Genomic DNA, 21,257 nt, shown 5'->3' with positions numbered 1-21,257 from the left:
ACATATCAGTCTGAGCTTGTCGAAGACGTTTATTGAGGCACTTCGACAAGTTCAGCTTGACAAAACTATCCAATGATACTAACCTGATTACAACGTTAGCTATTGGGAGGTTTTGGATTTTGAGATCTTGGATGAAAATAAAAAACCTCCTAAGAATGATACTTAGGAGGTTTTTGGTATTTTATATTGGGACTTTTAGTAGTTCCAGAGGTCTATTTCCATATTACGGATTTGGTCCTTGATACGCTCAGCCTCGAGTAACTGCATCATCGCATTATCGTTGATGTAGTCACGGACACCTCGGTCTCCTTGGACGTTATCTTCCTTATAGATCATGGCGTTAAAGCGTCTGGAGTTCAATAGATGATCGTAAGTAATGGGTTGGGAGGTGTTTTTGCGGTTAAAGGCTTTTGCCTCATGCAATGCTTCTCTCGCTCCTGGGAACCATACCCAGAACAACTCTACTTTACTATCTATATTATCGTCCGGGAATGCTTTGGAACGTGCTTCGTTCGCTACCGGACAAAGACCCAACATACGGTATTTCAATTCACCTTGACGTTTGTCCAAGTACCAGATACCGCGTATTCTCCACTCTTCAACGTCTCCTGCGTCCAAATCGAATCTACGGATATATTGAGGGTCTACCCTACCTTCGGCGTTAAACTGGTCTATACCGGCATCAGTAGTATCTACATAGGCGAGGGAAGCTCCAATATCGTCGAGGGTACGCTTTTCAGTAAAATACGAATCCGCATAAACCTCTTCAATATTTCCATTCTTGATGTTCTTTACCAAAACATCGTACAAAGAACGTCTTTCGCTACCAATGTTGTTAGTGTCTATAGGATAGTACAACGGGAAGTTCACACGCTCATCGAGGTCTATGATTTCCCAAACGGTCTTGGACCATAGGATGTCACGCTCGTCTGTGTACCCATAGGGTAACGGCTCATCATTGTCATAAGCAATCTGCGCTTCTGTCTTCTTGCCTATTTCATCCGGTGTTTTGGCGTTGAGAATGTTCAACTGGGCCGAGGCTGTGGTTGTACACAACAACAGTCCAAAAACACCTAAAACAACATTTTTAAAAGTCATAAATTAGTATTTAAATTCTAGTTTGTTAATTCAACGGTAACAGGCGCTGTTTTTCTCAACTTCACATTGCTACCAGATATACTTGTATTGATATCGAAAATTTGAACTACATCACCACGCTTTGCTCTTCGCAATGCAGCTTTTGCAGCTCCATTAAGTTTTGTTCCACTTACCACAACGGTAGGCTGTCCGGAAACCTTAAAGCTAAATCCTGTTACACGTAGGTTAAGATCGAAATCGAAATCTTCCAACAAAGCACCTACACTTGAAATTTCAAGTCCTTGGCGTTGCATACGAACAATACCAGACTCTCCACGGATGGTTCCTAACGGAGCAGGAATACCCTTGATACGGAATTGCGAGTTAGAACTTACCTTTTGTCCATCTGGCAAAGTACCGCTAGCCGTAATGGTTACAGTGGTACCTGATTGTGGACGCATTACGTACTTACTCCCCGATACCTTTGAAAGTCCAGCACCACTAGCGCTCACCTTATTATCTGGGATACCAGGGATAGACACAGTCATTGGGTTATCTACACCACGGTATACCACGTTCATCTTATCGGCAGCGATAACGGCGGCGTTTGGTTTAGAGATGGTCGCGAAACCTGTTTTTACAGGAACTTCAACTTTTTCTCCACCTTCACCGTATACCAACGTTCCTTCAATCTTATGATCTCCGGGGCTTCCCGCACCAACTTTTAATACAACTTTACCACCCACAACATCATATTGCTCTTCGGTTAGCGGTCTCCCATCCAACGTAAGGTTTACTTCCTGTGGCACAGTACTAGCATCGGTACGACCTAGCATAATGGCACCATTAAAAGTCTCTCCTGAATAGTATGCAGATTTCTCAACATCCATTATCGTAGAATAGTTACTAAAAGAAAGTGCCGCTGCCTGCTGTCCAGAAAGCATTTTAGAAAGTATTTCACTTTTTGCAGTCTTAACATCGGCTTGTAATTGCGTTAATTTGGTCAAAGAAGCAATTAACGGGAATCCTTCGTAGTGGTAGTTTAACCACTCTACTTCCTTACCATCACGATTTTCTTCTGGTGCGGTAGAAAAGTTATTCTCGATAGATTTCTTGATATCTTCAACGCCTGCAACTTTTTTTGCGACAGCAGTATCAGAAAGAATTGCCATCATTTCAGTACGATAATTGTTCATTTTATCGATAAACTCTTGCCCTTCTGGCTTGTAATTGTCACCAGTAAAGAACAAATTGTTGTAGTAATCTGGCTTGTCCATTACCTCATAATCGGTAGGATCTTCCAAGCCTTCAATTGCTCCAGATTTCAAAGTGGAAAGATAGGTGTCTAATTCGTTTGAAGCTGTTTCAATTTCTTGTGCCTTGGAATATACTGCCGCATATTGAGCAGGCTCATCAGAAGCCTTAGTGCTCAAACCGTCCATAAATGCGGTATTTCTTGCAGCTGTTTCAGCATTCGCTGTTTCAATTTTATTGTTCAACAAACCAAAAGCCGATAGTACTTCTTTTGACATGTTGAGTGCGAGCATTGCGATGAAAACCAGATACATCAGGTTAATCATCTTCTGTCTGGGGGATTGTCCTCCTGCCATATTTTTTTCTTTTTAAAAGTTTATAATAGGTTGAAAAACAATCTTTAGTTTCTGTTCATTGCAGATAGCATACCTCCGTACACACCGTTCAATGAAGAAAGGTTGCTGGCTAGGTTTTCCATCTGTGCCTTTAATTGCTCTGCATTTTGGGCTACTTGCTCGTTTGCTTCGGTCTGGCGGCTAGTAGACTCTATCTGTACTTTGTACAAGCTGTTCAATGAATCCATTTGTGCTGCTGCCAATGCCATTTCCTCACTGTACTTCTTAGTAGAAGCCATAGCGTCTGCGGTAGGAGCGATTCCTTTTGCAGCGCCCTCGAAGTTACGGATGCTGTTTCCTAAGCTTGCCATCAACTCACCGTCGATTCTAGCTTCTTTAAGCATATTGTCTAATTTCTTGGACAACATTCCTTCAGCATCTTTAGGTTCTTCTTTCTTTCCTTTAGACTGTCCTCCAGCCAATTCTGGGTATACCAAAGACCAATCTAAATCATCGTCTACAGGTTCGAATGCAGATATAGCGAAAATAATCGCTTCGGTAATAAGTCCAATTGCTAGTAATAGACCTCCGTTTAGGGGCCCAAGTTCCCAGTGAAGGATTTTAAAAAGTGCTCCCAAGATTACGATAGAAGCTCCAAGCCCGTAGGCCATGTTAAATAATTTTTTTGATGATTTTGACTGTGCCATAATTACAATAGTTTTTAGTTAAGTTAATTTAAGTACGTTAAGATTCAATATTAAGGGGAAGGAGGCGCAAGCGCTTATCTTGCATCTCCAAAGTTGGTGTTTACGGTAATATCTGTACCCATGTAGTCTTGTACGGTGCGGAAACCTATGTAACTTCTTGCAGAATCTGCATACTCGAAGTCACGGCTACTTACCTGTAAGAAGTAAGCAACGTCTTTCCAAGAACCACCACGAACAACTTTACGCATGTTGTCTGGATCGTTTACACTTGGGTTCATTGTTGAAGTATATTCATAAGAGGCTGGCTCATAGCTTGAGGCTACCCATTCGGCCACGTTTCCTGCCATGTTGTAAAGGTTATAGTCGTTTGGCTCGTAGGCATCTGCTTCTACAGTGTACAATGCTTGATCTGCTGCATAATCTCCACGCAATGGCTTAAAGTTAGCCATAAAACAACCACGGTCGTTCTTTGCATAAGGACCACCCCAAGGGTAGGTAGCAGATTCCAAACCACCACGTGCTGCATACTCCCACTCTGCTTCACCAGGAAGACGGAATGAGTTTACATGCTGTCGGCCTTTGGATTTTTGGTACGAATTTTTATACAAGGTTCTCCAGGCACAAAAAGCCTTTGCCTGCTTCCAGTTAACACCCACTACAGGATAATCCCCATAAGCTGCGTGCCAAAAGTAGTCGTTGTGCATGGGTTCGTTGTAGGAGTAGTTGAAGTCTCTAATCCATACTGTTGTGTCTGGGTATATTTGAACCTCTTCTTTTTTAATAAAGTCTTTTCTACGCTTGTCGCCTGCACGTGCTGCAGATTGGATATCCATGTAGGTATACTGAAACTTCAGTTTTTCTACATCTATGGTACGCTGCCCATTGTAGGCCTCTTCAGCAGGAATATACATGGTATCCATTACCTCAGAGTAGTACTCGTCTGGATATTCAGAAGTGTCCCAGATAAGGTCTACATCGTTATTTATTTTTCTACCTGCATAGAAATCGTCTCCCATACCATAGTAGTTGTCGTACATATATTGCTCGTACGGGGTCATTTCTTCGTTTTCTTGGTCCACAAATGCAAAATCTCCAATACCACCATCGCCTGGAGTTGCTCCTACCTCATCGGCAAGGATAGCCAGCTTAAGACGTACGGTAGAGTCTCGTACCCATTCTACAAACTGTCTGTACTCTGCGTTTGTGATTTCGGTCTCGTCCATGTAGAAAGAACGTACTGTTACAGTTTTTGTGGGGGCGTCGTTTACGGCCACAAAGTCATCGTCAGATTTACCCATAATAAATGAACCTCCGGGAATTAGCGTCATTCCGTAAGGTTTTTCTGGGTACCATTTTTTGCCTTTAGCTCCAACAAGTTCACCTCTATCTCCAGAGTTACAACTAAACAAAAAGGCTACCACTGCAGTTAATGCAAGAAACTTCTTCATAGGTATTTCGGTTAAATTCGTTTGATTTAAGGGCGTAAACCTATTTATAATATTCAAGAAAAACAACATTTTTCTCAAAAAACCCTTAAACCAATGTTACTTGATTTAATTTATACTTCGTTTTTTCGGCGGGCTTTAATCCACCGCTCAGGAATCTCCTGATTTGTCGCACCCACGTAATCACTGTAAGTGCAAGGTAATAACGTATGCTTTTTCAGTTTAGTATCTACTTCTGAAATAAATGGTATTTCTATCCACCACCTACCGGTTTTGTGGCTCTTTTTGAAGACTAGAACATCTTCACCTATTGGTACTTTATAGGTAGAATATTGCCGTTCATCGGTAAAATCTTCATCTGAAACACGGAAATTAACACCTTCAATAAAATACCACAATAGTTGCGCAATGAGCATTGCGCCATTTTTGGAACCATTAAAATCCTTTAACTCATAAACGCCAAAAGACCGCACCTTATTGCTTATACCGGCGTACCTTGCCAGGGCGCATATTTCCCGGCTGTCAAATCCGTTAGGACTTGTGCTATTTTTATAACTTAATTCTGCTCCTTTTATTGCCGTGCTGTCTATACTTACCAAATCTGCATCGCGCATAATGGGTTCTACTATCGAGGTATCAGCGGTGATCTCACCCAACCTGTATGCATCGAAATATAGTTTGTTCATCAACTCGATCTCTCCAGGTGGGTTGAAAAAAGATTGATACCCAACTACGCTATAATTAAAGAGGTTGTAAGGCTCGTCTACAATAATTTTTCCCACATAGGATTTACTGTTTATGGGTTTTTCGGCATCTCCCAGATCGAAATTGGCATCTACGTTTACCATATTCACCATTTTCCCAAATCCATCGTAGGCCCGATATTGCGCATAGAGCACATCTTGGCTACCTCCCAAAATAAGCGGAATGATGTTTTTTTTAAGCAGCGCCTCCACTACGGTTCTTAGGGCAAAGTAGGTATCGTCTACCGTATCCCCTTTGTTTATATCACCCAAATCCAGGATCTTCTTGTCCCAGTTTCCGGGGTAAAGGGAGTAAAAGGCTTTTCTGAAAGAATCCAGAACCAGCTCCTCACCTATAAAATCTACATCCCTGCGGTTTTCCAACACACCCAAGAGAGCGAACCCTACATTTTCCAGAGTGGGCAACTCACCTTTTTTATGGTACGCCTGTATTTGTTTCCCCAAAGTTCCTGCGGGCAGAACTTCTTTATGGGCCAATACTTTTTTTGGGACGGGGGAAAGAAATTCGATCATTTTAGTAAAATGCCTATTGTTTGGATTGCGCTAAAGTATCTAAAATTATTTTATCGTTGCTCTGGCATAGTTCACTACCATTACTTTTTGGTAGTTTTTTTCTTTGCAGTGGTTTTCTTTTTTCGAGTTTTCTTCTTGGGGGCTTTTTTGTCCAGTAATTCCTGGGCGTCTTCTAAGGTAATCTTATCCGCCTTTGTAGTCTTGGGCAACTCCACCTTGGTTTTTCCTTTTATAAGATTGAAACGACCCCATCTTGCTTTCTCCAAACGGATTCCCTCTTCGGGCCACTCGTTGATAAGCTTATCTATTTCCTTTTGTTTTTTATCTTCGATCAATTGTACAATATCTTCTTCCGAAAGATTATCGAAATCGTACTTCTTGTTCACATTAATGAACATATTGTTCCACTTGATGTACGGGCCAAATCTTCCCTTTCCTTTTTGAACAGGCAAATCCTCATACGTATATATAGGTGCATCTGCCTTTTTCTTCTCTTCGATCAATTGTTTGGCGAACTGCATATCCACATCCAGCGGATCCATCCCCTTGGGCAATGAGATAAATGTTTTCCCAAAGCGAACATAAGGCCCATAACGACCATTGTTCACCTCTACATCCTCGCCTTCGAACACACCCAGGGTTTTTGGGAGCTTGAACAAGTCCATTACCTCTTCAAAAGTTACCAAGTGCAATTGCTGGTCTGGGCGCAGACTGGCAAATTTCTTTTCCTCATCGTCCGGGGCTCCTATTTGTGCCATAGGGCCATACTTACCCAATCGTACCAGCACAGGACGTCCAGTTTCGGGGTCTTCACCTAAAATTCGCTCACCACTTTCTCTTTCGGCATTTTCCTGGACGTCTTCTACGTGGGGGTGGAATTTTTTGTAAAAATCCTTCATCATTTGCTTCCAGTCCTCTTTTCCTTCAGCTATATCGTCAAAATCTTCTTCAACCTTAGCGGTAAAATTATATTCCAGAATATTTCCGAAGTGCTCCACCAAAAAATCGTTCACGATCATCCCAATATCTGTAGGAACGAGTTTTCCTTTATCGCTGCCTACGGTCTCGGTAAGTTCTTTTTCATCTAAGGAGTTTTCCTCTAAGGAAAGCTGCAGGTACTTACGCTCTACCCCTTCGATAGTTCCCTTTTCAACATAATTTCGACTGATGATAGTAGAGATGGTAGGAGCATACGTGGAAGGTCGCCCAATACCAAGTTCCTCCAATTGCTTTACCAAGGAAGCTTCCGTAAAACGATACGGCGGTCTTGTAAAACGCTGGGTAGCGGTGATGTATTTATTATCCAAATTGTCACCTTTAGTAAGGTGTGGAAGCATCCCGTCCTGTTCTTCTTCTTCAAAATCGGTTCCTTCGAGATATACTTTTAGGAAACCATCGAACTTTATCATTTCTCCGTTTGCAGTAAATTGCTCCTTTACATTTTCCTTCCCCAGCACATCTATCTTTACATTGGTACGTTCCAATTTCGCATCGGCCATTTGGCTGGCAAGGGTACGTTTCCAGATTAGGTCGTACAATCTTGCTTGGTCGCGATCGCCTTCAATACCGTGCTTGCTCATATCGGTTGGTCGAATGGCCTCGTGAGCCTCCTGCGCCCCCTTGGACTTCCCTTTGTAGTTACGTGGCTGGCTATAGGTGACGCCATAATAACTTTCTATTTCCTTCTGTGCCGCTTTACGGGCATCGTTGCTCAGGTTTACGCTATCGGTCCTCATATAAGTAATGAGACCGGCCTCGTACAATCGCTGTGCAATGGTCATGGTCTTGCCCACCGAAAAATATAATTTCCTAGAGGCTTCTTGTTGTAAAGTAGAAGTAGTAAATGGAGCAGCAGGCGATTTTTTTGCCGGTTTTTTGGTGAGATCAGCAATTTTATAATCGGCGCCCAGATTCTTTTTTAGGAAGGCCCTTGCTTCTTCTTCGGTTTCAAAATTCTTTGGGAGCTTCGCTTTAAAGGAACTTCCATCAACTGTTAAAAATTCTGCATCAACTCTATAGGAAGCAACAGGCGTAAAGGCTTCTATCTCACGTTCGCGCTCAACGATCAATCGCACGGCCACACTTTGCACACGACCTGCAGAAAGCCCTCCCTTTACCTTTCGCCAAAGTACGGGAGACAACTCATACCCCACCAGCCTGTCCAAGACACGTCTGGCCTGTTGGGCATTGACTAAGTTATAATCTATCTTTCTAGGGTTTTCAATGGCTTTTAAGATAGCGGATTTTGTGATCTCGTGGAACACAATCCGTTTTGTGTTTTCATCCTTAAGATCCAATTCTTCGGCCAAGTGCCACGCAATGGCTTCTCCCTCGCGGTCCTCATCACTTGCCAGCCATACGGTATCGGCCTTTTTTGCCAAACCCTTCAGGTCTTTCACCAGGCTCTTCTTGTCTGGAGAGACTATATATTTAGGAGTAAAGTCTCCCTCTACATCAACACCCAATTCTTTTGAGGGCAAATCTGCAATATGCCCAAAACTTGAGGTTACCTTAAAATCCTTTCCAAGGAACTTCTCTATGGTTTTGGCTTTTGCCGGGGACTCCACAATCACTAAATTCTTTGCCATATATATGCTTTCTTACACATTTCCCCAGAAGGAGGAAATTCATTTTTTTGGACTACAAAAGTATATGATTTTTTTTATACCGAAATTTTAACCTAAAAAATTAGGCTTCCATTAACATACATTTGTAAAGTATTTGCGACCTTTTACTAGTAAACAACCACTCTAGTTATGCGAAAGACTTCCTCTGTTCTATTAGGTTTGGTATTATTTTGGTCGGCACTCCCTACAATGTCCTGCAGTTCAAAAAAGCAACCTTTGAATACGCCCGCCTTCGTGAGCACCAACACTGTAAACTGTATTATTGAAATCCCCGCCGGCACCAATAAAAAGATTGAGTTCAACAAAAGTACGAACACCTTTGAGGTCGACAAAAGAAACGGAAAACAGCGTATCAAGGAGTACCTCCCCTATCCTGCCAATTACGGATTTGTTCCTTCTACGTTCTCAGACCCACAGAAAGGTGGCGACGGCGACCCCATAGACGTATTGCTGCTATGCGAAAGCCTGCCCACAGGGAGCGTTGTGGAGGCATACCCCATAGGGATACTTCGGCTCGTGGACGAGGGGCAAATGGACGATAAGGTGATTTGCATCCCTAAAGATCCAGCATTACAAATTATGCAGGCCAAAGGGCTGGAAGATTTCAACAAAAAACACCCTATGGCACTGGAGATACTAAAACTCTGGTTTCAACATAACGATCCTTCGGAATCCATCACCATACAAGGCTGGAGCAACGAGAGAGAAGCGCTCGCAGAACTTAAAAAACTGGCTGGGTATTTTAAGGATGCTGAATAGTTGTTTCATCAGAAATTTCAGAAAAACCAATCGTATTTTTATAGATATTATAAATAGGTATATGCACAAAAAGCTGGGTCACGAAAACACCCACAAAGCAAAATATGATGCCCAACTGTGCAATCATAGATGAAATTAACACGACTCCAAAGATAATGAGCCAGAATTTATGCCCTAACTTAAATGCAGCCTTAATGATCTGCGATGCCGAAAGGTCTTGATTGAACGTAAAGATAACCGCAAACAATTGTAACGGCACCATAACATAAAATATGGGTAAATAACACAGCAAAGCGGCCACAACCGCAATTACCATAGCAGCCACATTGAGCAAGAGAATTTTACCCACATTACCTTTTAAATAGGAAAAGTAACCACCAGCACTTTCTCTAGAGCCTGCATCTTTCAGTTTAATTACTTTGTAAAAGTGTGCTACCAAAGAAAAATTAAATAACTGGATGAGGAGCGCCACTACCAAACACCCCATAGTGTACCAAAGCCAAAAAGAAAGTGGGTACTCAAACTCAGGTTGATAATAAGGATCTCCCATGTTTTGAAACAGATCGATATAAAAAGGTGCCAGGGGAGCATACACCAACAGCAAAAAAGGCACCATAAAGATCAAGCTTATCAAGCCGTGGTACAGGGCAGGTTGCCAAAGCTCTTTTACAGCATCGAAAGAGACGGTGAGGATGTTCCCAAAATCTGGTTTTGGCGCTTTTTCAATTCGTTGGAAAATAGGGTGCTCTTGGTTATTCATTTTCAGCAGAAATTAATTTTAAAGATACTAAAAAGAAATCTGCCATTTTGACACAAATTTAGAATAATCTGTATCTTTGCACACTGCTTGAGAACGCTAGGTACCATTTCAGAATAAAATGCAAAAAAAGACCATAGACGAAACACAACAGGGCAACACCCTAGTACTTGACGATAAGAAGGAAAACACCAAAAAGCTTTTTATCGAGAGCTATGGCTGTGCTATGAATTTTAGCGACAGTGAGATTGTAGCTTCTATCCTCAACGAGCAGGGCTTTAATACTACCCAGAACCTGGAGGATGCAGACCTTGTCTTGGTAAACACTTGCTCCATTCGCGATAAGGCAGAGCAGACCGTACGGAAACGCTTGGAAAAGTACAATGCCGTAAAGCGTGACCTGAACCCAAAAATGAAAGTTGGTGTATTGGGCTGTATGGCAGAACGCCTCAAGGAAAAATTCCTGGATGAGGAAAAAATTGTAGATATGGTAGTAGGCCCAGATGCCTATAAAGATCTTCCCAATCTGTTGGCCGAGGTAGAATCCGGTAACGATGCAGTAAATGTCATCCTTTCCAAAGAAGAAACCTATGGCGACATTGCTCCCGTAAGGCTGAACACCAACGGAATCAATGCTTTGGTAAGCATTACCCGTGGTTGTGACAATATGTGCACCTTTTGTGTGGTACCCTTTACCCGGGGGCGAGAACGTAGCAGGGACCCACAAAGTATATTGGAAGAAGTGAACGACCTAGCTTCCAAGGGCTATAAGGAGGTGACACTCCTTGGGCAAAACGTAGATAGCTATTTGTGGTATGGTGGCGGACTCAAAAAGGATTTTAAGGATGCTTCGGAAATGCAAAAAGCCACGGCAACAAATTTTGCACAACTGCTTGGAATGGTCGCACGGGCACAGCCTAAGATGCGCGTTCGGTTTTCTACCAGTAATCCGCAGGATATGACCGAGGATGTGTTTCACATAATGGCCAAGCACCAAAACATTTGCAACCACATACACTTACCTTTTCAAAGTGGAAGCGATCGTATTTTGAAAGCCATGAACCGCCAGCACACCGCCGAAGAGTACCGTGCCCTGGCACACCGAATGTGGGAAATTTTACCAGATTGCACAATTTCGCAAGACATTATTGTAGGCTTCCCAGGCGAGACTGAAGAAGACCACCAAGATACGCTACAACTTATGGAGGACATAAAATTTGTGTTTGGGTATATGTACAAATATTCTGAGCGACCCGGAACCCTGGCAGGCAGAAAACTGGAGGACAACGTCCCAGAAGAAACCAAGAAAAGACGCCTCACAGAAATAGTGAACGCACAAAGAAACCATAGTGCGCATCGCACACAACAATTTATCGGGAAAACAACCGAGGTTTTAATAGAAAAGGAATCTAAAAAAGATCCTAACCAGTGGAGCGGCCGTAACGAACAGAGCATTGTGGTGGTCTTTCCGAAAGAAAACTACCAGCCCGGTGATTTTGTGAACGTAAAGATTCATGATTGCACAAGCGCTACGTTAATTGGCACTCCAGCTCCGCTCAGTGTGCAGGGCTAAACAAAAACACGGTAACCCGAGCGTAGTTGAGGGTTGGAATTTTAAATATATATGGAAAGCGTACAAGCAACAAAACAGCGATTCGGGATTATTGGGAACGACCCAAAACTGAACCGCGCCATAGAAAAAGCCATACAGGTGGCCCCTACCGATATTTCGGTATTGGTGACCGGCGAGAGCGGTGTGGGTAAGGAGAGCATTCCCAAGATAATACACTCGCTATCCCACCGAAAGCACGGCAAGTACATTGCCGTAAACTGTGGTGCCATCCCGGAGGGGACCATAGATAGTGAACTGTTCGGTCACGAAAAAGGCTCGTTTACAGGTGCCACACAAACCCGCAGCGGTTATTTTGAAGTAGCTGATGGCGGTACCATTTTTTTGGATGAAGTGGGAGAACTGCCCCTACCAACACAAGTTCGTTTGTTACGTGTGCTCGAAAATGGTGAATTTCTAAAAGTAGGTTCTTCAAAAATCCAGAAGACCGATGTTCGAATTGTTGCAGCCACCAACGTAAAAATGGTAGAAGCTATTGAAAAGGGTAAATTCCGTGAGGATTTATTCTATCGTTTGAGTACCGTGGACATTAATTTACCGCCGCTCAGGGAACGATCGGAAGACATCCACTTACTCTTCAGAAAATTTGCGGCAGATTTTGCCCAGAAATATAAAATGCCAACGCTAAGACTGGACGATGACGCCGTACAAATGTTGCTCAATTACCGCTGGAGCGGAAATATTCGTCAATTACGTAATGTTGCCGAGCAAATTTCAGTACTGGAACAAGACCGGACCATCTCTCGAGACAAACTGCGCCAGTACCTTCCGGACATGGGCAGCAACCTACCCGCAGTTATCAATCCGAAGAAAAACGAGAGCGATTTCAGCAGCGAACGTGAAATACTCTATAAGGTCTTGTTCGATATGCAACGGGACGTGAACGACCTGAAAAAACTTACCTTGGAATTGATGAAATCTGGCAACACCAGTAAAGTGAAGGAAGATAACGAGGGTCTGATCAACAAAATCTACTCTCAAAAGCACGATCACCAAGAAGAGCTCGCTGCCATTGTAGAAGAGGAATACGAAGAACCCAGCAAGGTAGAAGTACTCAATCTCGCTGAAAACGCTTCTGAAAAAAAGGAGGACAAGTACGACTTTGCCGAAGAAATACAAGAAGAAGAAAGCCTGTCCCTACAGGACAAAGAGCTGGAACTTATACGCAAATCACTCGAAAAGCATAACGGAAAACGCAAGGACGCTGCAGACGAGCTGGGCATAAGCGAACGTACCCTGTACAGGAAGATAAAACAATATAATTTATAAGTACCTTGCACCCTAGATGATCCAAACCTTAAAAATAGCGATCCTAATTTGCCTTGTGCCTCTAGTACAAGGTTGCAAATTCTACTCCTTTACCGGGGCAGACATAGATTATAGCACTACCCAAACGTTCCAGGTAAATTTTTTCCAGAACAACGCTCCTATCGTAGAGCCTGGGATTGCTAGGGATTTCACCTTAAAATTACAGGACATACTCATTAACCAGACCAGTCTGGACCTGGTGAACAACAATGGCGATCTTATTTACGAAGGCGAAATTGTTGAATACTATATAGCTCCCATCACGGCACAGGCAAACAGTACTGCCGCCCAAAACCGTTTGACCATAAGCGTGAACGTACGTTTTTACAACACAAACAAGGACGAAAAAGATTTTGAACAACGCTTCTCGTTCTATTTTGACTATCCAGGATCTACCCAGTTAACGGGCTCTACCTTGGATGCTGCCATAGATGTTATATTTGAGCGCATCACACAAGATATCTTTAACAAATCGCTCGCAAACTGGTAACCGTGAACACAGAAACCCTCACATATCTCTTGGCACACCCGCAGCAGTTGTCGGACCAACAGCTTTCGGAGCTCAACAGTGTGGTGCAGAAATACCCGTATTTCCAGAGCGCACGTGCCCTTCAGCTAAAAGGACTGAAGAATACAAATAGCTTCTTGTACAACGACACCCTCAAGATTACGGCAGCCTACACGGCAGATCGTGATATCCTTTTCCAGTACATTACCTCGGAAGAATTTGCACAGGATAAAATTTCAGAAATCATCCTTCAGCATGATGCTTCTGCGAACGACATTGAAGTTGACTTTGAGGATATTTCAGAGCAAACCGCTCTCGAATTGGACAAGCAAATGAAGGCCGAGCTACAAAAGGCCGAAGCCATCCTTAACCCACAATTATTTGAGCGCAAGGTAGAATCTGTAGTTGAAATCTTGCCTGTGGGCAGACAGGTTCCAGAAGAAAATACTACTGAAACTGAAAAAGAGACCCAAAAACCCGAAACTCCTGAAATTGAGGTGGATGCTCCGCTCAGCTTCAAAAAAGAAGACACCCACTCTTTTACCGAATGGCTAAAGCTCACCAAGGCACAACCCATTGAAAGGGAAGAAAATAAAACGCTTGAAAAAAATTCGAAAAACGAGGAAAGTGAGGCCACGCCGTCTGTAGAAAAGAAATTCGAGCTCATTGAAAAGTTTATCCAAGAAAAACCAAAACTGGAGGTATCTGTCCCTGCGAGCAAGCAAGCAAACCTCGCCAAGCCCTACACACAAACAAACAATGCCTTGATGACAGAGACCTTGGCAAAGGTATACCTGCAACAAAAAAACTATAAAAAGGCTATAAAAGCCTATGAAATATTAATTTTGAAAAATCCCGAAAAAAGTGGTTTCTTTGCAGACCAAATTCGGGCAATTAAAAAACTGAATACAAAAGAAGAACAATGAGCACGTTTACAATATTTTTAGTCTTGATTATTTTTATCGCCTTTTTGTTGGTGGTAGTTATTATGGTACAGAACCCAAAAGGAGGTGGACTCTCCTCTACCTTTGGCGGTGGCGGCGGCACCCAAATGGGTGGTGTAAAAAAGACAACCGACTTTCTGGACAAGAGTACCTGGACGCTTGCCGTAGCCCTTTTGGTACTTATCCTTGCCAGCAATATCCCTATTATGAGTGGTACAGGGACCGATAGCACATTTCAAGAAGATGTTGAGAATGTAGTACCTGAAACGAATACAGGCACCGATGCTGCAACAGATACTGATACCGAATAAGATATTTTTAAAAATTAAAAAAAATGCCAGCTTGTCATAAGCTGGCATTTTTTGTTTACAGGACTTTCAATTTGTCAGTTATAACCCATTGGCATACTTTCTGCCTATTGTGCCTCGTAGATATTAACAAATATGTTTAACAAGACTTCCGCTTTCGCGGAAGCTTAAATTAAAATTTTAATATGGCATTAAAAATCCAACCCCTTTCAGACAGAGTTGTTGTCCAGCCACAAGAGGCCGAGACTAAGACTGCATCTGGATTGTACATACCAGATAGCGCAAAAGAAAAACCACAACAAGGTAAAGTAGTTGCCGTTGGTAAAGGCAAAAAAGACCACGAGATGACCGTTAAAGTGGGCGACACTGTTCTTTACGGAAAATATTCGGGTAGCGAGCTCAAACTAGAAGGTAACGATTACCTAATTATGCGCGAGGACGACATACTTGCGATAATATAATTTCTCGAATATTAATTTCAAAATTAACTGCGAACTTACCTACGTATTGTCAGGTTGAGCGCAGTCGAAACCTAAAAAATGTATAACTCAAGATTTCTACTTTCGTGGAAATTTTAAAAAACCAAAGATTTTTAAAATGGCAAAAGATATAAAATTTGATGTAGAAGCACGCGACGCAATAAAGCGCGGGGTAGATGCTTTGGCAAACGCAGTGAAAGTAACATTGGGACCAAAGGGCCGTAATGTAATTATTAGTAAGAGTTTTGGGGCACCACAGGTGACCAAGGATGGTGTTTCAGTAGCAAAGGAAATTGAACTGGAAGATGCACTGGAGAACATGGGAGCGCAAATGGTAAAGGAAGTAGCCAGCAAAACCAACGATTTGGCTGGTGACGGTACTACCACTGCAACCGTTTTGGCACAGGCCATCGTAAAAGAAGGGCTTAAAAATGTTGCAGCAGGTGCCAATCCAATGGATCTTAAACGAGGCATTGACAAGGCTGTTGATGCTATCGTAAAGGACTTGGAAAAGCAAAGCACTAAAGTGGGTAATTCTTCTGAAAAGATCCAGCAAGTGGCTTCCATTTCGGCAAATAATGATGAAACCATTGGTAAATTGATCGCCGATGCCTTCGGAAAAGTGGGCAAAGAAGGGGTGATTACCGTGGAAGAAGCCAAAGGAACCGAAACCTATGTGGATGTAGTGGAAGGAATGCAGTTTGACCGTGGGTACCTTTCCCCTTATTTCGTTACCGATAGCGAAAAAATGCAAACCGAGCTGGAAAACCCAATGATCTTGTTATGCGACAAGAAAATCTCTTCAATGAAGGATTTAATGCCAGTTTTAGAACCCGTTGCACAACAAGGAAAAGCACTATTGATTATTGCTGAAGACTTGGACGGTGAAGCATTGGCTACTTTGGTAGTAAATAAACTTCGAGGTTCGCTAAAAATTGCTGCTGTAAAAGCACCAGGTTTTGGTGACCGTAGAAAAGCTATGCTGGAAGACATCGCTATCTTGACCGGTGGAACCGTAATTTCTGAAGAAAGAGGATTTACACTGGAGAACACAACCTTGGACATGTTGGGAACTGCTGAGAACGTAACCATTGACAAGGACAATACGACCATTGTGAATGGAGCAGGTAAAAAGAGCGATATCCAAACCCGTGTGGGACAGATAAAGTCTCAAATTGAAAGCACAACAAGCGACTACGACAAGGAAAAACTACAAGAGCGTTTGGCCAAATTGGCTGGCGGTGTGGCTGTGTTGTACGTTGGTGCCGCGAGCGAGGTAGAAATGAAGGAAAAGAAAGACCGTGTGGATGATGCACTTCACGCAACAAGAGCTGCCGTTGAAGAAGGTATTGTAGCCGGTGGTGGTGTAGCGTTTGTTCGCGCACAAAAAGTACTTCAAAAATTAACTACTGATACTATGGACGAGGCAACTGGAATACAAATTGTCTCCAAAGCTATTGAAGCACCATTGCGCACTATCGTTGAGAATGCTGGTGGTGAAGGATCGGTTGTTGTGAACAAGGTAACCGAAGGCAAAAAGAACGAAGGTTTTGATGCCAAGAGCGAAAAATATGTGGACATGCTAAAAGCGGGAATTATTGACCCGAAAAAAGTGACCCGTATCGCTTTGGAGAATGCAGCATCGGTTGCTGGGATGATACTCACCACAGAGTGCGCCCTAGTAGATATTAAAGAGGATGCTCCGGCAATGCCCCCAATGGGTGGCGGCGGAATGCCAGGAATGATGTAGTGGCCTGTCGCCACAAACAACAATAGAGTTTGGCCTTGCCTACTCTCAAGACCCCTGCTTTTAAGTAGGGGTCTTTTTTTTGTTGGTCGTTGGTCATAGTCGAAATTTAAATTCCCGTAGACCCCTTACAAAAAATTGGGAATTTCATGAGGGCCTTAAACGTAATAATAAAACACAAAAAACCGCCCTTAAAAAAGGCGGTTTTCTTCTAGTTCTTTTAATGCTCGACCAGAAATCGAGTAGGAAGTTTTCTCTAAAACTTCAGCTCAAATTACTTCTTCTTTGAAGTAGGCTGAGGAGCTTTCTTAGGAGCCTGCTTTTGTTCTGGCTTCTGAGATGGCTTGTTCTGCTTTTGTTTCATAACTTAAGGTATTAAAGTTACTGAGTTGGGTTTTTGCCTTGTTGGGCAGCACTTACAACTCATATCCTTAGATTGCTAAGAACACCATAAATGTACAACAGAAGTCTGTAAAAGATATTCCGTTGGCTAAAGTTTAACGAAACTATTTTCTTTATACCCAGCCAAAAATCATCACCAATGCCATCACGATCATTACGGCGTTTTCAATAAACGTGGCCTGGGTCATGGGCAAATCCAAGACGGTGCCCAAACAGGCACATTGAATGCTCCTTTTACCCAGTAATGAGCGGGTTACACCAATAGTCGTGATTGACAGAACAACCAACGTAATGATTAACAACCCCGGAATCGCGATGCGCATTAAAAACAATATGCCCAAACCAACTTCAATAAAAGGATACACAAAACCGTAGGGAGGTACCATTTTTGCCAAGGGGTCGTACATAGCAAACGAGCTGGAAAAACCTTTTAAATCGAATAACTTAAAGAGACTGAATACCATAAAGAACAATCCCATAAAATCCAGCATAAGCGCTTGGGTTTTAAATTGGGGGTAGTTCATTGCGCCGTCAATAAGTGCGATAAAAAGGAAAATTAAAAACAATGGTTTCAGTTGCTGTAGCTTGCTCTTTCCTTCTTTGTTTTGCACTTCAGTTGTAACAGTGTTGGTATTTTCTTTAAAAATGTTCTTTTCTGAGATGGTATATTTTGAAGGGAGTGCTTCCTTTAGCGTTGAAATAACCAAAGGTTTTTCAGAAACTACGGTGGCTTCAGCTTTTTCTAGATGTACCGAAACTTCCGTAACGCCCTTAATTTGGGAGAGATGCTTTGTAACCGAAGCTTTACAGCCCTCGCAGGTCATTCCTTCAACTGTATAGGTTTGCTTCATTTTATACTATTTTTCAATATTGGCTTATATAGATTTTCAAAAAAAGCCCATCTTTTTAGGGATGAGCTTTATGTGAACTGCTTTAAACTTTTTTAGTTGTTTCCGTGGTCCTTTTGTACTTCCTCATCGCGATAGAGGCAGCAAGGGTGTACACTGTTATAGGCTTCGTCCGTAGCTTTTATTTCTTTGGTATCGTGACCTACGTCCGCAATGCTTTGGCTTATGGTCGTAAGATCTGTCTTGCGCTCGTCGAAGATAAGGCTACATTCCTTGGTCTCCACGTTCCAAACTGCAGATTTCACTCCCTTGGTCTTGATGGCAGCGGTCTCGATACGTTTTTTACACATACCACAAACACCATCTACCTCAATGGTAGCTCTTGCATTTTTGTCTTGGGCACTTGCAGTAATTCCTGCAAACACCACTAGTACGGCTATTATTATATTTTTCATTGTAATGGTTTTTTAAGGCACTACTGAAATGTTCAGTAGATAATTATGATTGTTTATTTAATTGAGTTTATATCTAAGTCCAAGATAATAATTACTACCAAATACAGGACCGTAGACAAAGGTAGTATCAAAATTTGAGCCAAAGGGATTCTCTGGATCAATAATGGGATCGTCTTGGGTTTGGTCCGTAAAGTTCTCTGCGCCCAAGTACATTTCAAAAGCAGCACTGAATACTTTGGTAACCTGTGCGTTGAAGGTACCAATGGTGGGCGAGTACTCTCCACGCCTAAAATATACTGGATTGGATGCCGTGGAGGCATAGCGTTGTTTCCCCAGCCAATTGTAGGTAAGGTCGAATTTCCAGCGGGCGCCGGTTTGTTCGTTTAAATGGGTTTCGTACGCGATATTGGCAAAAATCCTGTGGCTTGGTGTCAACGGTTTTTCCAATGTTCCGCTGGCGTAGTCTGTCTTTACTTCATAAAATTTATATGCAGTACGAATATCTAAGTGCTTTGCGAGGTTATAATCCAGTTCTACCTGAAAGCTATTGGCAAAGCTGTTGCCTCGTAAATTATAGAACCTTATCCGGTTTGCATCCTCCCAATCTACCACTACTTGGTTTTGGAAAGCTGTTCTATAAAGATCGAAAGCAATATTGGCCCTTCTCTCAAACAGATTAAAACCTTGCAAAAACGAAAGACCATAGTTCCAAGCAATTTCGGGGTCCAGCCCATAAATATCACCAGTGGTGTCCAAGATTGAAATGGTACGGTTTGTAGAAAACAGTGATTGATTTTCAACAAAAATATTGGCACTTCGCTTTCCTCTCCCTACCGAAGCCCGGATCACGGCTTTATCCCATGGGGTGTACCTCGCGTGTATCCTTGGGGTGATAAATGTCCCTAACAGGTTATGCACATCGGCTCGCAGCCCAGCGGTCATTGTGAAATTCTCCAGGTCGTCATAGGCATATTCAAAAAAGGCCCCGACCGAATTCTCCACCCTGCTGTAATCCACACCTTCTACAAATTCGTCATAATTCTCGTAGGTGGTATTGAGACCTGTCTTGAATTTATGTCTAGAATCGCTAATGATAGAACTTAGCAATGCAGTTGCATAAAAACTCTGGTGCCGGATGTTGAAATTACGCAACCCAAAATAAGACTCTTGTTCGTGGTCACTGTACGATAGCTGTAAACCCATGCTCTGGTAAGGGATTTCAGGGAATACATATCCTAGTTTCCCTGTAAAACCGAGATGTTGCGTATCTACCTCTCCACCCCAAACATTGGTTGTGCCACGGTCCGTTTCTGGGTTAAAATTGGTCTGCCCTATTTGTTTATCATCCTTCATATACCTAAGATTCATAAAACTAACAAACCCCTTTTCAGCGTTGGTATATTGCCAGCGGTTCAGCAAGTTTATTTGTTTTGCCAGAGGTGTGTCCAAAAAGCCATCTTCGTTCCTATCGTTTTCCACGCCTCTGTAATTTCCGTGTACATATATACCCGTATCCCATCGATCGCTAACCTTGGTATTTAGGTGGGTGTTCAACTCGGTACGGCCGTTAATAGCACCATAGGCATTCACAAAAAGGTCGTGGTCGGTTTGGGGTTTTACAAATTCGGCATTTATCTGCCCGGCAATGCTCTCAAAACCGTTCACAACGCTTCCGGCGCCTTTGGTAATTTGTATACTCTCCACCCAAGTCCCGGGAATAAAGCTCAACCCGTGGGATTGCCTTGCCCCACGAATGGCAGGAATATTCTCTACCGTGATGAGCGTGTACGGACTCGTAAGCCCAAGCATCCTGATTTGTCGAACACCGGTCACGGCATCGGCAAAATTTACATCGATGGACGGGTTGGTCTCAAAACTTTCTGAAAGGTTGCAGCACGCGGCCTTCAGCAATTCTGCGCTACTTACATTTATAGTATTTTGGGTATTTAAGAACGAACGGGACGTGGCTTTTTTTCTGGTAGTAACCGTTACTTCGTCCAACGAACCTTTGGATTTCAAGACGTGCCTAATTTTTTTGGGCTGGGTGATGGTAAGTGTATCAGACTCGTAGCCTACATAACTAATCACCAATTTGATATGGCCTTCTTCGAAGGGGACTTCAAAAATCCCGTCAAAATCGGTTACGTCGCCCACCTTGGAGTTTAACCAAAAAACGTTGGCTCCCCCCAGCGGGACTTCTTTATTATTTAGAATTTCCAAAACTATCCCTTCTACTTTATCTTGGGAAAGGACTGCCATAGGAAATAATAATAGGATTACGATAAGTTTCCTCATAGGTAATTTATCTTTTAATAAGATGAATAAAATTTTTTATCGAATTATAGTTAAGCGCACCCCAAAAAGAGCATGGGAAGCACCATAACGCTCGC

Annotated in this window: 18 protein-coding genes; 8 read left to right on the top strand and 10 right to left on the bottom strand. The window is 42.6% G+C overall.

Going from position 1 to position 21,257, the window contains the following annotated elements:
• Nucleotides 1-195: 195 nt before the first annotated feature.
• From porN to topA, 6 genes are all read right to left on the bottom strand, one after another.
• On the bottom strand, nt 196-1,098 hold the full coding sequence (gene porN, locus C8D94_RS04980; protein WP_115122767.1) for a type IX secretion system ring subunit PorN/GldN: 903 nt from the start codon (nt 1,096-1,098) through the stop codon (nt 196-198).
• Between the two features lie 17 nt (nt 1,099-1,115).
• On the bottom strand, nt 1,116-2,687 hold the full coding sequence (gene porM, locus C8D94_RS04975) for a type IX secretion system motor protein PorM/GldM (protein ID WP_115122766.1): 1,572 nt from the start codon (nt 2,685-2,687) through the stop codon (nt 1,116-1,118).
• A gap of 44 nt (nt 2,688-2,731) precedes the next feature.
• Nucleotides 2,732-3,373: a type IX secretion system motor protein PorL/GldL gene (porL, locus tag C8D94_RS04970; RefSeq protein ID WP_115122765.1), complete on the bottom strand. Its 642-nt coding sequence runs from the start codon at nt 3,371-3,373 to the stop codon at nt 2,732-2,734.
• Between the two features lie 74 nt (nt 3,374-3,447).
• Nucleotides 3,448-4,821 (bottom strand): T9SS ring complex lipoprotein PorK/GldK, encoded by a 1,374-nt coding sequence (porK, locus tag C8D94_RS04965; protein WP_115123040.1) that lies wholly within the window; start codon nt 4,819-4,821, stop codon nt 3,448-3,450.
• Between the two features lie 110 nt (nt 4,822-4,931).
• Nucleotides 4,932-6,095, bottom strand: coding sequence for a formimidoylglutamase (locus tag C8D94_RS04960; protein WP_115122764.1), 1,164 nt, complete (start codon nt 6,093-6,095; stop codon nt 4,932-4,934).
• 80 nt (nt 6,096-6,175) lie between these two features.
• A complete protein-coding gene (gene topA, locus C8D94_RS04955; RefSeq protein ID WP_115122763.1) occupies nt 6,176-8,683 on the bottom strand; it encodes a type I DNA topoisomerase in 2,508 nt (835 codons plus the stop codon).
• Between the two features lie 255 nt (nt 8,684-8,938).
• Here topA and C8D94_RS04950 point away from each other — a divergent pair, with 255 nt between their 5' ends.
• Nucleotides 8,939-9,481 carry an inorganic diphosphatase gene (locus C8D94_RS04950; protein ID WP_170134718.1) on the top strand — a complete coding sequence of 181 codons (543 nt, stop codon included), beginning with the start codon at nt 8,939-8,941 and terminating at the stop codon, nt 9,479-9,481.
• Here C8D94_RS04950 and C8D94_RS04945 read toward each other — a convergent pair.
• Nucleotides 9,465-10,241 (bottom strand): hypothetical protein, encoded by a 777-nt coding sequence (locus C8D94_RS04945; RefSeq protein WP_115122761.1) that lies wholly within the window; start codon nt 10,239-10,241, stop codon nt 9,465-9,467. The two genes, C8D94_RS04950 and C8D94_RS04945, sit on opposite strands and share 17 nt — an antisense overlap.
• Nucleotides 10,242-10,359: 118 nt before the next feature.
• Between C8D94_RS04945 and miaB the strand changes: the two genes are divergently transcribed.
• The 7 genes from miaB to groL all read left to right on the top strand — a co-directional run bounded on the left by miaB (nt 10,360) and on the right by groL (nt 17,165).
• A complete protein-coding gene (gene miaB, locus C8D94_RS04940) occupies nt 10,360-11,811 on the top strand; it encodes a tRNA (N6-isopentenyl adenosine(37)-C2)-methylthiotransferase MiaB (protein WP_115122760.1) in 1,452 nt (483 codons plus the stop codon).
• A 51-nt stretch (nt 11,812-11,862) separates the two neighbouring features.
• A complete protein-coding gene (locus tag C8D94_RS04935) occupies nt 11,863-13,137 on the top strand; it encodes a sigma-54 interaction domain-containing protein (protein WP_115122759.1) in 1,275 nt (424 codons plus the stop codon).
• 16 nt (nt 13,138-13,153) lie between these two features.
• On the top strand, nt 13,154-13,666 hold the full coding sequence (locus tag C8D94_RS04930) for an LptE family protein (RefSeq protein ID WP_115122758.1): 513 nt from the start codon (nt 13,154-13,156) through the stop codon (nt 13,664-13,666).
• 2 nt (nt 13,667-13,668) lie between these two features.
• Nucleotides 13,669-14,610, top strand: a complete 942-nt coding sequence (locus C8D94_RS04925; RefSeq protein ID WP_115122757.1) for a hypothetical protein — start codon at nt 13,669-13,671, stop codon at nt 14,608-14,610.
• Nucleotides 14,607-14,939, top strand: coding sequence for a preprotein translocase subunit SecG (secG, locus tag C8D94_RS04920; RefSeq protein ID WP_115122756.1), 333 nt, complete (start codon nt 14,607-14,609; stop codon nt 14,937-14,939). Before C8D94_RS04925 ends, secG begins: the two co-directional genes overlap by 4 nt.
• A 182-nt stretch (nt 14,940-15,121) precedes the next feature.
• Nucleotides 15,122-15,397 (top strand): co-chaperone GroES, encoded by a 276-nt coding sequence (locus C8D94_RS04915; protein ID WP_115122755.1) that lies wholly within the window; start codon nt 15,122-15,124, stop codon nt 15,395-15,397.
• A gap of 136 nt (nt 15,398-15,533) precedes the next feature.
• Complete coding sequence (gene groL, locus C8D94_RS04910; protein ID WP_115122754.1) at nt 15,534-17,165, top strand: chaperonin GroEL; 1,632 nt, start codon at nt 15,534-15,536, stop codon at nt 17,163-17,165.
• Nucleotides 17,166-17,677: 512 nt separating this feature from the next.
• Here groL and C8D94_RS04900 read toward each other — a convergent pair.
• From C8D94_RS04900 to C8D94_RS04890, 3 genes are all read right to left on the bottom strand, one after another.
• The gene (locus tag C8D94_RS04900) at nt 17,678-18,415 is read right to left on the bottom strand and encodes a heavy-metal-associated domain-containing protein (RefSeq protein ID WP_115122752.1); all 738 of its coding nucleotides are present in this window, start codon (nt 18,413-18,415) and stop codon (nt 17,678-17,680) included.
• Between the two features lie 92 nt (nt 18,416-18,507).
• On the bottom strand, nt 18,508-18,867 hold the full coding sequence (locus tag C8D94_RS04895; protein ID WP_115122751.1) for a heavy-metal-associated domain-containing protein: 360 nt from the start codon (nt 18,865-18,867) through the stop codon (nt 18,508-18,510).
• Nucleotides 18,868-18,924: 57 nt separating this feature from the next.
• Entirely contained in the window at nt 18,925-21,162 is a 2,238-nt protein-coding gene (locus tag C8D94_RS04890) for a TonB-dependent receptor (protein WP_115122750.1), read from the bottom strand.
• Nucleotides 21,163-21,257 lie beyond the last annotated feature (95 nt).

Origin of the sequence: Marinirhabdus gelatinilytica (assembly GCF_003353425.1) — a bacterium.
Classification (GTDB): domain Bacteria; phylum Bacteroidota; class Bacteroidia; order Flavobacteriales; family Flavobacteriaceae; genus Marinirhabdus; species Marinirhabdus gelatinilytica.
This window is presented reverse-complemented; position numbering and strand designations above follow the sequence as displayed.